Genomic DNA, 15,174 nt, shown 5'->3' with positions numbered 1-15,174 from the left:
TCTACTAAGTAAAACTATGTACTTATAAAAATTTTGCCGAATGGTAATGAAAAGCCCCAATTCTGACAAGGTAATTACCGGAGCCCATCACCCCCAAGCCTTGTAGTATAGGGTGTCTGCGGATGTGGCAAGTTGTCACAGCGCAATTCTTTGATAAATCGCAGACATAAAAAAACGCCCAGCTCCGTGAGGAAACTGGGCGTTCTTTTTTGAACGTGAAAGCGAATTAACGCTTCGAGTACTGCGGACGCTTACGCGCTTTACGCAGACCGACTTTCTTACGTTCAACTTCACGAGCATCGCGGGTTACGAAGCCGGCTTTACGCAGGGCGCTGCGCAGAGTTTCGTCGTAGTCCATCAGAGCACGAGTGATGCCGTGGCGGATTGCGCCAGCCTGACCACTCACACCACCGCCGATCACGGTGACGTAGATGTCGAACTTCTCGACAGTCTCAGTCAGCTCCAGCGGCTGACGAACTACCATGCGGGCAGTTTCGCGGCCGAAGAAGTTATCCAGCGAACGGTTGTTGATGGAGATGTTACCAGTACCCGGACGCAGGAAAACGCGTGCGGTTGCGGTCTTGCGACGGCCAGTGCCGTAATTTTGAGTCGCCGACATAATGTACTATTCCGTTAAAACTTCAGTTCTTGGGGCTGCTGAGCAGTATGTGGGTGTGCAGCGCCCGCATAGACTTTCAGCTTACGGTACATGTCGCGACCCAGTGGGTTCTTAGGCAGCATGCCTTTAACCGCGGTCTCGATCACGCGCTCAGGGGCCTTGGCGATCAGCTTTTCAAAGTTGATCGACTTGATGCCGCCCGGGAAACCGGAGTGGGAGTAGTACATTTTGTCAGTGGTTTTAGCACCGGTAACACGAATCTGCTCAGCGTTGATTACGACGATGTAGTCGCCGGTGTCAACGTGAGGAGTGTACTCAGGCTTGTGCTTGCCACGCAGACGGCTCGCGATTTCGGTGGCCAGACGACCCAGGGTCTGACCAGCAGCGTCGACGACAAACCAGTCGCGCTTTACTGTTTCCGGTTTAGCAGTAAAAGTTTTCATTCTTTATAGCCTCAGGGGCCGCCCTGTAAATTAGACGGCGGATCTTACTGAATAGTGCGTACTTTGACAAGTCAAAGGCAGCCGGATACAGACGCTTTCGGGGGCTCGGGTCGGCGCGTCCGTTCAACGGCAAGATTCTTCGGCGGCGGCGCATCACTTCCACTGCAGAAAGAGGTGCGAAATTATGCAGATTGCGAAAAATAATTCAACCTGCTTTTATGATTGTTTTGCCCAAGGAGCACCCGATGGACTATCGCCAGCTAGGCCGAACCAATCTGAACGTGAGTGCCCTCTGCCTCGGGACCATGACCTGGGGCGAGCAAAACAGCGAGGCAGACGCCTTCGCCCAGATTGAGCGAGCCAAAAGTGCCGGGATCAACTTCATCGACACAGCCGAGATGTACCCGGTGCCACCCAAGGCCGAAACCTACGCCACCACCGAACGCTACATCGGCAATTATTTCAAAAGCCGCGGCGATCGCGCCGACTGGATCCTGGCCAGCAAGATCGCCGGCCCCGGCAACACCATCGACTACATCCGCGACAAAAACCTGCGCCACAACCGCCAGCACATCACCGAAGCGGTGGATGCCAGCCTCCAGCGCCTGCAAACCGATTACATCGACCTGTACCAACTGCACTGGCCGGAGCGCAGCACCAACTTCTTCGGGCAACTGGGCTACAAGCACAAGATCGAAGCCAACCTGACCCCGCTGGAGGACACCCTCGAAGCGCTGGATGAGCAGGTCCGCGCTGGCAAGATCCGCCACATCGGCCTGTCCAACGAGACACCATGGGGCACCATGCGTTTCCTGGCCCTGGCCGAAGCCCGTGGCTGGCCGCGTGCCGTGTCGATCCAGAACCCGTACAACCTGCTCAACCGCAGCTTCGAAGTCGGCCTGGCGGAAATTGCCATCCGCGAGCAATGCGGACTGCTGGCCTATTCGCCGCTGGCGTTCGGCTTCCTGTCAGGCAAGTACGAAGGCGGCGCCCGCCCGCCAAAAGGCCGTCTGAGCCTCTACAGTCGCTTCAGCCGTTATTTCAACCCGCAGTCGGAAGTAGCCTGCAGCCGTTATGTCGCACTGGCTCGCGAGCACGGCCTGGACCCGGCGCAAATGGCCCTGGCGTTCGTGACGCAGCAGCCATTCGTGACCAGCAACATCATTGGCGCGACGACGATGGAGCAACTGGAGAGCAACATTGCCAGTTTCGATCTGAAACTGTCGGAGGAAGTACTGGAAGGGATCGAGGCGATTCACAAGGATCATCCGAATCCTGCGCCTTGATTGATCTTTAAAACCAATCTCGGGCAAGCCCGCTCCCACAGGTTCGGTGATACCTGTGGGAGCGGGCTTGCCCGCGATGGCGTCCGCCCGGTCACCGCAAATCAAAGTGACCGCGCAATAATCTCCTTCATGATCTCGTTCGTCCCCGCATAAATCCGCTGCACCCGTGCATCCGCCCATGCCCGCGCGATCGGGTACTCCCACATGAACCCGTAGCCACCGTGCAACTGCACACACTCGTCGAGCACCTTGCACTGCAGGTCGGTGCCCCAGTACTTGGCCATCGCCGCTGTCGGCACGTCGAGCTTGCCTTGCAGGTGCAGCTCCAGGCAGCGGTCCACGAAGACCCGGCCGATCTGGATTTCCGTGGCCATCTCCGCCAGTTTGAATCGGGTATTCTGGAAATCTGCGATCGACTTGCCGAACGCCTTGCGCTCACGGGTGTAGTCCAGCGTCCACTGCAGCGCCGCTTCGGCTGAAGCCAGCCCGCCAATGGCCACCGTCAGGCGCTCCTGGGGCAACTCCTGCATCAGGTAGGCAAAGCCCATCCCAGCCTGGCCCAGCAGGTTTTCCTTGGGCACACGCACGTCCTGGAAAAACAGCTCCGAGGTGTCCTGAGCTTTCATCCCGACCTTTTCCAGGCGCTTGCCCTTGTGGAAGCCCGGCGTATCGGCTTCCACCAGAAACAGACTGGTGCCTTTCGCGCCGGCCTTCGGATCAGTCTTGGCGACAACGATCACCAGATCGGCCAGGTAGCCATTGGTGATAAAGGTCTTGGAGCCGTTGATCACGTACTCATCGCCATCGAGCACGGCCGTGGTTTTCACCCCTTGCAGATCGGAACCGGCGCCCGGTTCAGTCATGGCGATCGCGGTAACCATCTCGCCGGACACCAGTTTCGGCAGGTATTTGTGCTTCAGCGTCTCACTGCCGTAATGCAGGATGTAGGGCGCCACGATGTCCGAGTGCAAGGAAAAACCGATGCCGGTCAGGCCAAGTCGCCCCACCTCTTCGATCACCACCGCACTGTAGAGAAAGTCCGCCCCCAGGCCGCCGTACTCTTCCGGCAAGTGCGAGCAAAGCATTCCCGCCTCACCTGCCTTGTTCCACAGATTGCGGTCGATATAGCCCTGTTTTTCCCATTGCCCATGGAACGGCACCGCCTCTTTTTCGAGGAACGTCCGCACGCTGTCGCGGAAAAGCTCGTGCTCGGAACTGAACAGGGTTCTGGGGATCATGCGGCACCTTTTCTTTGTTTTTAGAAGGAGTTGACCTTCAGAGACTATGCCTCGCTCCCGATACAGGACACTGGACACATCCGACAAAAAATAAGACGATCCAGCCGTCTGGTGACCACTTCCCCCTATAAAAATAAAGTTGAATTATGTCTAACCAAGCCTCCACGCCCCTGCGGCGCGTCAGCATCCTGGCCATCGACCGGGTTTTCGCTTCCACCCTCATGCAAGCCAAGGACTTCTTCCATCTCGCCAGCCTGCGCTACGGCAAACAGCTGGGCCAGGGCCTGACACCGGCGTTCGAAACCCGCCTGGTCAGCCCCGATGGCAAGCCGGTCAACACCTTCAGCGATGTGGTGATTCCGGTGGATGGTGGACTGGAAAACGCCGACATCATCGTTCTTCCCGCGTTCTGGGACGATTTCGACAGCCTCTGCAAACGCTACCCGCAAATCCTGCCCTGGCTACGCCAGCAACATGCGCGCGGTGCCGTACTGTGCGGCGAGGCCACTGGTGTTTTCTGGCTGGCCGAAGCCGGCCTGCTCAATGGCAAGGAAGCGACCACCTACTGGCGCTTCTTCAATGCCTTCGCCGAACGCTTCCCCAAGGTCCAGCTCAATCAGGACAAACACCTGACCGATGCCGACAACCTGTACTGCGCCGGCGGCACCACCTCGGCATGCGACCTGTACATCTACCTGATCGAGCGCTTCTGCGGCGCCAACGTGTCCCAGGCCGTGGCCCGGGACATCCTCTATGAAGTGCAGCGCAGCTATTCACCGGGACGGATTGGATTCGGCGGGCAGAAGCTGCACCAGGACGTGATCATCCTGCAGATCCAGCACTGGCTCGAAGAACACTTCGCCGACAAGTTCCGCTTCGAAGACGTCGCCCGCGAACACGGCATGAGCATCCGCAACTTCATGCGCCGCTTCCAGACCGCCACCGGCGACAAGCCGCTGCATTACCTGCAACGCCTGCGCATCGAAACCGCCAAGGGCTTGTTGTCCGGCAGCCGCAAGAGCATCAAGACCATCAGCTACGAGGTTGGTTATGACGATGCGAGCTTCTTTGCGCGGCTGTTCCGCCAGCACACCGAACTGTCGCCGAATCAGTATCGGCAGCAGTTTCAGCAGGCTGCATAGCCGAACACCAACCGAATATGGGAGCGAGCCGGCTCGCTTCCACATTGAGTCTTGCGCCGGCCACGCAGTTCTTTCGCTATGCACTTTCCTACGCAAAGAGCGGAATACAGAGCGCCAGAGCAACCAACCCTGCCCACAGACGCAGCCCCTTGAAAAACTCAACATCTTCCCTGCAAACACCATCAGGGAAGATCAACCATGACTATCGGATCAAGCTACAACTACCCTTCATATGTCGCCAAGGAAGCCGCCCGAACAAAGCGTTCGGCTAAAAACAAATGGGCAGCCCGCTTTCCTAATCCACCGGATTTGTGCTTTGACTATCGTGCATTGGTAGAACAGGAAAACGGCATCGCCAGGGCAACCGACCCGCAACATAAAATCTGCATCATCGGCGCTGGCGTCACAGGCCTGACGGCCGCCAGAGAACTCTATCGCTGCGGCTTTACCCATATCACTCTCATCGAACAATCCAGACGCATCGGCGGCAGGCATCTGACCGTTCCGGGTAGCCGAAACTCGGCAGCAAGCCATACACCGTTTGAAATGGGCGCCATGCGCATGCCCTTCTTCAACCGGGCAGATGAGCCACCGACAGAAGGTCGGTCGCTGATGGCTTACTACGCCAATCAATTTGAATTGGCGCTTTCAGACTTCGCCAACCCCGGTAGCCAATGGGTCAGCTCGACAGGCATCTATCTCCGGGAGGGCAGCATGGGCGGAGGATCGGCGCCGCAAATGTTGATATGGAAAAACGAAGACGGCGTCACACCGCCTCCCGGCGATGAATTGCAAAAGGTTTACTCCAAGTGGAAAGCCTTTGCCGATCGCATGACCCGCCACGTTGCCGAGCTTTATGCGACCCAGGAATGGGAAGCCATATGGGCTTCCATCGTCGAAAAATACGAGAGTGTCTCGTTCCGCGACCTGGTCGGCATGCCAGCACTGGAAGCTTGGGATGACCGCTCACCCGGGGATTTCGGCGGTATGGGAATGTCTGCGCAAGAATCCGCTATTTTTTACGCGATAGGTATAGGTGACGGTAGCTGGGGAGCTTTTTACGACGTCTGCTGCCTTTACCCCCTGCGCACCGCGATTTTCGGTTTCAGCAGCCAATTGCAACTGATCCATGGTCGAGTGGACTCAAACGGCGATCCACTGGATTCGCCCTACCTGAATAGCGAAGCCGTTTTTGACTCAATGGGGCAGCGTTTCGACAGCCCTCGCTACATCGGCCTCGCCGCGCTGGACGAATGCCTGCTGTTTGTGAAAACCGACGAAACCGGAAAGTCCATCTACGAACATAGCCTCGAAAGAAGCAATGGGCTTCTCACCGACTCATCCGTCACAAAACTGGAAAAGCTGACCAATCAAAAAATACGCGTCCATTACAACTGGAAACACAGTCAACCCGAACAAATCCAGGAGCAATTTGATGACTTTGACTCGGTCATCATGACACTCCCCTCCTGGCTGATTGAAACTCGACTCAAGCTCGAAAATTTCACTCGGGAGATGCTTCCTTTCGAGACGATCAACGCCTACAAAACCGCACACTGGGAAACCAGCTGCAAAGTGTTTGCACCGCTGAAAAAATCATTTCTCTCGAAAAATAAAAACATCCCGCAAGCCATCGTAACCGACAGTTTTATCCACGATGTCTATACCTACCGCTACAACGACAACTACAGCTATGACTGCATCCTGCTGAGTTATACCTGGGAAGATGACGCAACCAAGCTCGCCTCATTCAGCGACAAGGAGTTGGTATCAAAATGCGCCGAAGAGCTGGATCGCATACTCATGAACTCTGCCAACATCCAGGAGAAAATTTCTCCCTACATCGGCATTGATCAAGCGGTGGTTCAGCGCTGGATCACTGATAAAAATGCACTGGGCTGTGCCAAGCTTTACCGACCGGGCGCCTACTACGATGCCGTCGGCCTGATGAAGTACAACCGGGACCTTGCTCATGTATCAGGCTTGTATTTGTCCGGCGAGTCATTTTCCGTCGACGCCGGCTGGACGGAGCCATGTTTTCGCGGCGCTGTCGATGCAGTGATTCATATCTGCAACAAAACTGCCGCAACCTTCAATGGCGGGTTTTCCTTGAGCGACTACCCGCACTACCAACTCAAAACCTGATCACATCCCCGTTCCAGAGCCATGCATGCAATACATGGCTCTACTTCTCGTGCCTGCGACCCACTGCCATCAAACATCACGCCGATCCATTTTCGGACAAGGACTACGACCTAAACGGAAGTAGCTGACTTACGCCCCATTCCTGATTCCCCTCTTATAAACACGCCATTTAACACCTTGAAAAACAATTAAAAGAGGAACGACGGAATGATTGAGCCAACAAGCCCTGTTCGAATAGCAGTCGTGCAATTCGATCCACAAGTCGGAATCGAGAAATGTGCAGGTAATCTGCGGCGCAGCCTGGATTTGGCGCTTGAAGCGGTAAACGGCGGTGCAAACCTCATCGTTCTGCCCGAGCTTTCCAATACCGGCTATTTCTTCAGCAATCGACAGGATGCCTTCGCCCATGCAGAGGAGGTTCCCGACGGGCCAAGCGTGCAGCGCTGGATCGACTTCGCCAGCGAGCACAACGTTTACCTCGTGGCCGGTCTGGCCGAACGCGACGGCATGCGACTCTTCAACACCGGCGTTCTGGTGGGACCAGACGGTTTTATCGGCAAGTACCGCAAAGCCCATTTGTGGAATCTGGAGAAGCTCTGGTTCACCCCTGGCGACCTGGGTTTCCCGGTTTTCGACACACCGATCGGCCGCATCGGGCTGTTGATCTGCTGGGACATCTGGTTCCCGGAGGTGCCACGGATCCTCGCCCAGCAAGGCGCGGACATCATTTGCAGCCTGAACAACTGGGTCTGGACACCGCCGCCGCTGTTCGACGATGCCGGTAAGTGCATGGCGTCCTATCTGACGATGACCGCCGCTCACGTCAACAACGTGTTCATCGCTGCCGCCAGCCGTATCGGCGAGGAGCGCGGCGCGCGCTACCTGGGTTGTTCGTTGATTGCCGGAACCAACGGCTGGCCGATTGGCGCCGTTGCTTCGGCAGACAGGCAGGAAATCCTGTTTGCCGATGTCGACCTGACCAGCTCCCGCAGCGCGCCCATCTGGAACAACCTGAACGACCTGCATCGCGATCGCCGAGCCGATCTATACGATCAGATGCTCGGCTACACCCAACACCCTTGCCTCCCACGTTGATCAGGAGGCCTATCGCATGGAAGTTACAACCGACAAAAACCAACCGTCGCGCAAATCACCGATTGATACAGCCGTCGTCCTGCTAATGATCGGCGCGACACTACTGATCGTCTGGCTTTCTTTCAGCAACCGGACTTACTGGGGAGCGCATTGGCCCGGGTACGGCGACATGGTTTCGCTGCTACCCGAACCGAGTGCCTGGTTGCGCTGGGTGTTAGGTGACATCAGCGAGGTGGCTTTCTACAAGCACGAGTTCGCCTCGATCGGCCTGCTGGCGGGCGCTTATCTGGCTTATTGGGCGAATCGAACGGGGAAACCCTGGCAAGGGTTTGCCATCTCCTATGGAACGGGACTTTGGCCCTGGCTGGTCACCAGTTCATTGCTCGGGCTGCTGCTGAGCAATCTGCTGTGGGGCTGGACGGTGACAACCACAACATGGCAACCCACATTCGTAGCGTTCGTCTCGCTGCCAGCGGCGATGGTGCTGATGTTTGGCGGTGGCTGGAAGGTCACGATCAACGGCGCACTCATGGGCGCGGTACTCGTCACGCCGATGTGTCTGCTGATCGTCAACTACGTGTGCCAACCGCTGGCCTTGCCTGCGGTGATCGGCAATGTGCTGGGCATGGCAGTTGCCAGTGTCCTGGCGTTTCTGTTCTGCCGCTATTGGCCGAACCTGGTGAAATCCAGGTCATCGGAAACACCACCCGCCTCGATCGCCACCGCCAAGGTGCCCAACTATGGCGTCGTCTGGAGCCTGCGCCGAATTCTGGCGGACTTTTCCGAAGCACCGTTCTTCGGCAATGAGCTGGCCAGCCTTGGCCTGATACTGGGGGCATTGCTGGCGTACAGCTTGAACCCTTCAAGCCCCGCATACGGATCGGGCCTGTTGCTGCACATCATCGGTGCACAGGCATTGGCCTCGGCCATCGGCGTGCTGATCTGGCGTCGACAATGGATGTTGCGCGGCTGGTATCCCACTTACATCCCGCTGGTTTCCGTGGTGCCCGCGGCGATCCTGGCCTATGGCGGCAGCTGGCAGATTATCGTCTCAAGTGCACTGCTGGGGGCATTGCTCGCACCACCGCTGGCCTGTGTGATTGCCAGGAAACTACCAGCCGACATGCACGCCTACATCGCCAATGTACTGTCGATGGCCATCAGCACACTGCTGATCGTGCCGCTGATCGGTTTTCTGATCGCTGACTGATGTCCCTGCCGTTCGGCTGTATCGCGGCCTCAAAAGCGGATACAGCCACTTTTCATTACAAACAAGCGAGGTATCCCATGGACCTGCCCAAACTGTCCATCGCGGCACTTGGCGGCACGGTAAGCATGCAAGCGAGCAATGCCGGTGAAGGCGTCATCCCGACCGTCAGCGGCGAAGCCCTGCTGACTTCCATTCCGGAACTGACGGCGCTGGCCGAAGTCACCGTCGAGACCCTCAGCCTGCTGCCCAGTGCCTCCCTGGATTTCGGGTTTTTGCTGTACGTATTGTCCTGGGCTGAGTTTCAGGTCAAACAGGGCGCCGTTGGGGTCGTGATAACCCAGGGTACTGACACCCTCGAAGAAGCCGCGGCGTTTCTGGATTACCTGTGGCCCTACGACACCCCCTTGGTGCTGACCGGTGCCATGCGTTCCGCAGCGCAGCCAGGTGCCGATGGACCAGCCAATCTGCTGGATGCATGTCGCGTTGCCCTGGCGCAGAACAGCCAGCAGCGCGGTGTCCAGGTCGTGATGAATGGACAGATTCATCAAGCGTGCAGCGTACGCAAAACCGATTCGCTGGCATTGCAGGCGTTTTCGTCTCCGATCGTGGGTCCCGCAGGCCTGCTGCTGGAAGATCGTGTTCGCTACCTGCGCCCGCCGGCGCAGCGCACCGTGTTGCCGTTGCCGCAACAGACCACACAGAAGGTTGCGCTGCTTGAGGCCTCACTTTCGGCCGACACCCTGCTACTGGAGAATATTCTCGCACTCGGTTACGACGGGCTGGTGGTCGGCGGTTTCGGCGCCGGCCACCTCTCGCAGCGTTGGGCGCCAATGATTGAGCATATTGCCGAACGGATCCCCGTGATCATTGCGACCCGAACCGGTTCCGGCTCCACCGCTCGTGCCTCTTACGGTTTTGGCGGTGGTGAAATGGACTTGATCCGAAAGGGGGCATCGATGGCGGGTTTTCTATGTCCGCGAAAAGCCCGGATTCTGCTTTGGCTGTTACTCGGTTGCCAACGGCAGCACGAACTTGCACGGTATCTCCGCGAAGACATTTGACTTCAAAACAATGTACGAGCCTGTGGGAGAAGGATTTGCACTGACAAAAAAGGCCTGCATTTGCAGGCCTCTTTCATTTTCCGAACTGTCTTACGGCTTGTGCGCCCGGGACAGGAATTCGTGGGATTGCATTTCCAGCAGTCGGCTGAGGGTACGCTGGAATTCGAAATTCAAGCGCCCGCCGGTGTAGAGATCCTTTAGCTCGACTTCAGCAGAAATGATCAGCTTCACGTTACGGTCGTAGAACTCGTCGACCATGTTGATGAAGCGTCGGGCGATGTCGTCGGTGGTGACGCTCATCTGCTCGACATCGCTGAGCAGCACGGCGTGGAAGATCTTGCCCAGCTCGATGTAATCGTTCTGACTGCGCGGGCCGTCGCACAGTTCACGGAAGTTGAACCAGGCCACGTCATCGCAGGTGCGCAGGGCACGGATTTCGCGGTTTTCGATCATCAGCACGTCATTTTCGACCGCTGCCGTGCATTCCGGTGTCAGTGCACGGAAGCTCTTGCGCAGGCTTTCGTTGGCTGCTTCGTCGAGTGGATAGTGGAACAGCTCGGCCTGTTCGAGGTGACGCAGACGATAGTCGACGCCGCTGTCGACGTTGACGATCTCGGTATTCTGCTTGATCAGCGCAATAGCCGGCAGGAAGCGCGCGCGTTGCAGGCCGTCCTTGTACAGGCCATCCGGCACGATGTTCGAAGTCGCGACCAGGGTTACGCCGTTCTTGAACAGTTCTTCCATCAGGGTGCCAAGGATCATGGCGTCGGTGATGTCGGAAACGAAGAATTCATCGAAGCAGATGACCCGGGCTTCGGTGGCGAAACGCTTGGCGATGATGGTCAGCGGGTTTTTCTCGCCGCCCAGGGTTTTCATCTCTTCGTGCACGCGCTTCATGAAGCGGTGGAAGTGGGTGCGGGACTTTTCCTTGAAGGGCAGCGCTTCGAAGAAGGTGTCCACCAGGTAAGTCTTGCCGCGACCTACGCCGCCCCAGAAATACAGGCCCTTGACCGGGGTCTGATCCTTCTTGCCAAACAACTTGCCCAGCAGGCCCGGCTTGTTTTGCTCGGCCGCGACCAGGTCGTCGTACAGGCGCTGCAAATGACGCACGGCAGTTTCCTGCGCGGCGTCATGGAAGAATTCCGGGCGTTTCAGATCAGCTTGATATCGTTCTAGGGGCGTCATAATTCGTTAGCAAGGCAACAAAAACGGGCCGACACTGTAGCGACGACCCCGAGGAATGGCAATCGGCCCTTGGTCGGGCCGAACCGTTGTTTATTCCTGAACCGGCGTCAGGGCAATGCGCAAGGCTTCGATGGCAGCGTCGCGTACGGTGCTGTTGGCGAAGCCCGGGCTGTCGGCAACGCACTCGCCTTCGAGCCAGACGCTGAAGCCCAGTTCGTCACTGCGCACGTCCAATGGCTGGCCCGCTTGCAGTTGCTTGGTCACCTGACCGGCGGTTTTACCATCGGCGAAATTGCGCGACAGCAGCAGTTGTTCGCCATCGGCTGCCAGCAGACGGAAGCGGAAACTGCCGTCGTCCTCGCGGAAGCTGACAAAACGCGCAGCCTTCACGGCTTTCTTCTTGGTGGTCGCCACCACTTGAGTCTGGGCAACGAAGGAGCGCAGACCCACCGCTTCACGCAGTTCGTGGAGGAACGGCGTCGCCACCGCACGGGCCTTTTTCGCGCCGTGTTGCAGGATGTCTTCCAGATCCGCCGGGCGCTCGATCAGTTGGTTGTAGCGCTCGCGGGACTCACCCAGTTCGGCGTCCAGCAGCTGGAACAGACGACTCTTCGCCTCGCCCCACCCCAGGCCCTGCAACAGCTCGCTGCGGAACTCGTCGGCCTGCGCCGGGGTGGCGAACGCCTGGAACAGGGTGAACAGGTGCGAGTTGTCCGGATCCTTGGCTTCGCCCGGTGCGCGGGAGTCGGTGACGATCCGCGAAATCGCGTCCTTCATCTCTTTGGCGCTGCTGAACAACGGGATGGTGTTGTCGTAGCTCTTCGACATCTTGCGACCATCCAGGCCTGGCAACGTGGCGACGCTCTCTTCGATCAACGCCTCGGGCATGGTGAAGAACTCTTTGCCCTGGCCAAAAAGATGGTTGAAGCGCTGGCCGATATCCCGCGCCATTTCCACGTGCTGGATCTGGTCACGACCGACCGGCACCTTGTGCGCATTGAACATCAGGATGTCCGCGGCCATCAGCACCGGGTAGCTGTAAAGGCCCATGGTGATGCCTGCATCCGGGTCTTCGCCGGTCTCGACGTTCTTGTCCACCGAAGCCTTGTAGGCGTGGGCGCGGTTGAGCAGGCCCTTGGCGGCGACGCAGGTCAGCAGCCAGGTCAGCTCGGGGATTTCCGGGATGTCGGACTGGCGGTAGAAGGTCACGCGGTCGACATTCAGGCCACCGGCCAGCCAGGTCGCAGCGATTTCCAGACGCGAGCGCTGGATGCGCAGCGGGTCATCGCACTTGATCAGGGCGTGGTAGTCCGCCAAAAAGTAGAACGAGTCGGCATTGCTGTCACGGCTGGCCAGGATCGCCGGGCGGATGGCACCGGCGTAGTTGCCAAGGTGCGGCGTGCCGGTGGTGGTGATGCCGGTGAGGATACGGGTACGAGTCGTCATGGGTAATCGCTTGTCAGACTGCAATCAATTCGAGAGACGCGGCAGGATCAGATCCTTGAGATCGGTAAGCTTGCCATGAAAAAAGTGTCCGCATTCTGCCACTTTCAGCAGCTCATGGGGACGTTCAAGCGTGTCGGACCATTGGTAAACCAGCTGCGGATCGATCACTTCGTCGGTTTCCGGCTGGATCAGGGTCAGCTCGCCCTGCTGTGGCAGCGAGTCCTGAGCGCTCAGGCGCATGACCGCCGGTGCGACCATGAACAGATGTTTGAGCGGTTCGCCCTTCGCTTCCAGACGTCCGCCAAGACTTGCTGCAACAAATCCACCGAAGGAGAAACCGAACAGGGTCAGTGGCAATTGCGGGTGTCTGGCGCGAAACCATTCGGCCACAGCCTGGGCATCATCGACTTCGCCGGTGCCCATATCATGTGTACCTTCACTGGCACCCACCCCGCGGTAATTGAAACGCAAAGTAATCAAACCGGCATCACGCGCGGTGCGCTGCAGGGTCGAGACCACTTTGTTGAGCATGGTGCCGCCCTGCACAGGGTTCGGATGGCAGATCAGCGCCAGGCCACGCGTCTGCTCGTTGTCCAGGTACAGTGCTTCCAGTTGACCCACCGGGCCATCAATCACTACAGGGGTTTCACGCATAAGCAAGGAAGGAACTCCGTGACCTCGGATCAGGTCGACTCGTCTAGCAAATTGTCTGTGGCTGTCTATTGCGAGTGAATCGCGGTATACAGCGCAGGTTCGAGCCGTTAACGTAAAGCAAAGCCGTTTATAGAGGAAGGACTCGTGGAACACTCGCTCTTAGTTTGGTTGTTACCGACTCTTGCCCTGGTTGTGGGTGTCGCCATTGGGTTCCTGATCGCTCGCGTTGCACCGAACGCCGCGCCCAGCCGCACGCAGCGTCAGCTGGACGATATTCAGGAACGTTTCGACAGTTATCAGAACGAGGTGGTGACCCACTTCAACAGCACCGCGACACTGGTCAAAAAGCTGACTCAGAGCTATCAGGAAGTGCAGGACCATCTCGCCGAGGGCGCCAACCGCCTGGCCCTGGACGAACAGACTCGCCAACGCCTGCTGGCTTCCCTGCACGCCGACGCGGCACAGGCACCCCGTGAACGCCTGACACCACCGCGCGATCAGGAGCCGCCTCGCGACTACGCACCCAAAGCCCCGAACTCGCCGGGCATGCTCGATGAGCATTATGGCCTGAAGAAGTAATCAGCTTTCGCGCCATACAAAAAGCCCCCGGACTTTCACTGGTCCGGGGGCTTTTTTGTTTCTGTCTGTTCCAGATTTCTGCTGCCTGGTCTGGCCTCTTCGCGGGCAAGCCCGCTCCCACAATGGTCGATGTCGTACACAAAATCTGCATCCAACACATGACCTGTGGGAGCGGGCTTGCCCGCGAAGGGGCCGGAACTGACGACAAAAAAAGCCCGCCCGATCCGTAGAAGATCGAGCGGGCTTTTCTACGCCTGGGGTTCAATCAGACGATCAAGGGTACTGCTGAACCTGACCTTGCTGCTGACCACCATACTCCTGGCCCGGAATCGCCTTGAGGTTGACCTCTACACGGCGGTTCTGCGCCCGGCCATTGGCGTCGCCGTTACTGGCAACCGGGCTATCCGGACCGGCGCCACGGGCGCTCAGATTGGCACCGCTGACACCTTGCGAGGTCAGGTAGGTTGCCACGCTCTGGGCGCGACGCTGGGACAGGTCCATGTTGTGCTGGCGGCTGCCGGTGCTGTCGGTATAGCCGACGATCTCGATCTGGTTCTGGTTGAACTCTTTGAGCGAGCCCGCCAGGTTGTTCAGCGGCTGATAGAAACTTGGGGCAATGTTCGCCGAATCGGTAGCGAACGTGATGTTGCCCGGCATGATCAGCTTGATCTGGTCGCCCTGGCGCTGCACTTCAACACCGGTATTGGCCATGCTGGCGCGCAGCTTTTTCTCTTGTTGATCGGCGTAGTAGCCGTAACCGGCGGCGGAAGCACCGACCACCGCAGCACCGATCAGTGCGCCCTTGCCACGGTTATCGTGGTTAATCGCAGCACCAGCCAGCGCACCGGCCAGAGCGCCGAGGCCACCGTATTTCGCGGTTTTACTCATGCCTTGGGAGCTGCCATCCGCCTGACCCTGCGGCTGACCGTCATAAGGGTTGGGCGAGGCACAGCCGGACAGTACGGCCACGGCAGTAGCGACAATCATCAAACGACGCATGGTGAACATGTAAAGCTCCTACTTTTTTTGCATTCTGTGGTGCAACGGACCAAGGCATCAGTCTTTGCGGGA

14 protein-coding genes are annotated in these 15,174 nt (G+C 58.0%); 7 read left to right on the top strand and 7 right to left on the bottom strand.

Translation table 11 applies throughout. The features are described from left to right. Positions 1-226: 226 nt before the first annotated feature. Positions 227-619: a 30S ribosomal protein S9 gene (gene rpsI, locus AC3WTM_RS20935; protein WP_003228056.1), complete on the bottom strand. Its 393-nt coding sequence runs from the start codon at positions 617-619 to the stop codon at positions 227-229. A gap of 14 nt (positions 620-633) precedes the next feature. Beyond that, entirely contained in the window at positions 634-1,062 is a 429-nt protein-coding gene (gene rplM / locus AC3WTM_RS20930; protein WP_007917032.1) for a 50S ribosomal protein L13, read from the bottom strand. 245 nt (positions 1,063-1,307) lie between these two features. On the opposite strand from rplM, the gene AC3WTM_RS20925 reads away from it, so the two are divergent. Further along, positions 1,308-2,348 (top strand): NADP(H)-dependent aldo-keto reductase, encoded by a 1,041-nt coding sequence (locus AC3WTM_RS20925; RefSeq protein ID WP_102670989.1) that lies wholly within the window; start codon positions 1,308-1,310, stop codon positions 2,346-2,348. Positions 2,349-2,449: 101 nt separating this feature from the next. Here AC3WTM_RS20925 and AC3WTM_RS20920 read toward each other — a convergent pair whose 3' ends face one another. Next, positions 2,450-3,586 carry an acyl-CoA dehydrogenase family protein gene (locus AC3WTM_RS20920; RefSeq protein WP_102670988.1) on the bottom strand — a complete coding sequence of 379 codons (1,137 nt, stop codon included), beginning with the start codon at positions 3,584-3,586 and terminating at the stop codon, positions 2,450-2,452. A gap of 221 nt (positions 3,587-3,807) precedes the next feature. Between AC3WTM_RS20920 and AC3WTM_RS20915 the strand changes: the two genes are divergently transcribed. The 5 genes from AC3WTM_RS20915 (at position 3,808) to AC3WTM_RS20895 (ending at position 10,239) form a co-directional block, all read left to right on the top strand. Further along, positions 3,808-4,728, top strand: a complete 921-nt coding sequence (locus tag AC3WTM_RS20915) for a GlxA family transcriptional regulator (protein WP_173677934.1) — start codon at positions 3,808-3,810, stop codon at positions 4,726-4,728. 198 nt (positions 4,729-4,926) lie between these two features. Beyond that, positions 4,927-6,873, top strand: coding sequence for a flavin monoamine oxidase family protein (locus AC3WTM_RS20910; RefSeq protein WP_102670986.1), 1,947 nt, complete (start codon positions 4,927-4,929; stop codon positions 6,871-6,873). 207 nt (positions 6,874-7,080) lie between these two features. Next, on the top strand, positions 7,081-7,968 hold the full coding sequence (locus AC3WTM_RS20905) for a nitrilase family protein (RefSeq protein ID WP_102670985.1): 888 nt from the start codon (positions 7,081-7,083) through the stop codon (positions 7,966-7,968). A gap of 16 nt (positions 7,969-7,984) precedes the next feature. Next, the gene (locus AC3WTM_RS20900; protein ID WP_102670984.1) at positions 7,985-9,178 is read left to right on the top strand and encodes a hypothetical protein; all 1,194 of its coding nucleotides are present in this window, start codon (positions 7,985-7,987) and stop codon (positions 9,176-9,178) included. Positions 9,179-9,255: 77 nt separating this feature from the next. Further along, positions 9,256-10,239: an asparaginase gene (locus AC3WTM_RS20895; RefSeq protein ID WP_102670983.1), complete on the top strand. Its 984-nt coding sequence runs from the start codon at positions 9,256-9,258 to the stop codon at positions 10,237-10,239. Positions 10,240-10,329: 90 nt separating this feature from the next. Here the strand turns inward: AC3WTM_RS20895 and zapE are convergent, their stop codons facing one another. The 3 genes from zapE to AC3WTM_RS20880 all read right to left on the bottom strand — a co-directional run bounded on the left by zapE (position 10,330) and on the right by AC3WTM_RS20880 (position 13,524). After that, positions 10,330-11,424 (bottom strand): cell division protein ZapE, encoded by a 1,095-nt coding sequence (gene zapE / locus AC3WTM_RS20890; RefSeq protein WP_007998226.1) that lies wholly within the window; start codon positions 11,422-11,424, stop codon positions 10,330-10,332. A gap of 90 nt (positions 11,425-11,514) precedes the next feature. Continuing rightward, positions 11,515-12,870 carry a tryptophan--tRNA ligase gene (locus AC3WTM_RS20885; RefSeq protein WP_102670982.1) on the bottom strand — a complete coding sequence of 452 codons (1,356 nt, stop codon included), beginning with the start codon at positions 12,868-12,870 and terminating at the stop codon, positions 11,515-11,517. 24 nt (positions 12,871-12,894) lie between these two features. After that, a complete protein-coding gene (locus tag AC3WTM_RS20880; RefSeq protein WP_102670981.1) occupies positions 12,895-13,524 on the bottom strand; it encodes an alpha/beta hydrolase in 630 nt (209 codons plus the stop codon). A gap of 144 nt (positions 13,525-13,668) precedes the next feature. Between AC3WTM_RS20880 and AC3WTM_RS20875 the strand changes: the two genes are divergently transcribed. Continuing rightward, complete coding sequence (locus AC3WTM_RS20875; RefSeq protein WP_008045970.1) at positions 13,669-14,103, top strand: Z-ring associated ZapG family protein; 435 nt, start codon at positions 13,669-13,671, stop codon at positions 14,101-14,103. A gap of 273 nt (positions 14,104-14,376) precedes the next feature. Here AC3WTM_RS20875 and AC3WTM_RS20870 read toward each other — a convergent pair whose 3' ends face one another. Then, positions 14,377-15,111, bottom strand: a complete 735-nt coding sequence (locus AC3WTM_RS20870; protein WP_102670980.1) for a YiaD family glycine zipper/OmpA-like lipoprotein — start codon at positions 15,109-15,111, stop codon at positions 14,377-14,379. Positions 15,112-15,174 lie beyond the last annotated feature (63 nt).

The sequence above is a fragment of the Pseudomonas sp. EU05-FHT14B02 genome (assembly GCF_058791055.1).
The sequence above is the reverse complement of the archived record's forward strand: the minus strand, read 5'-3'. Positions and strand labels throughout refer to the sequence as shown.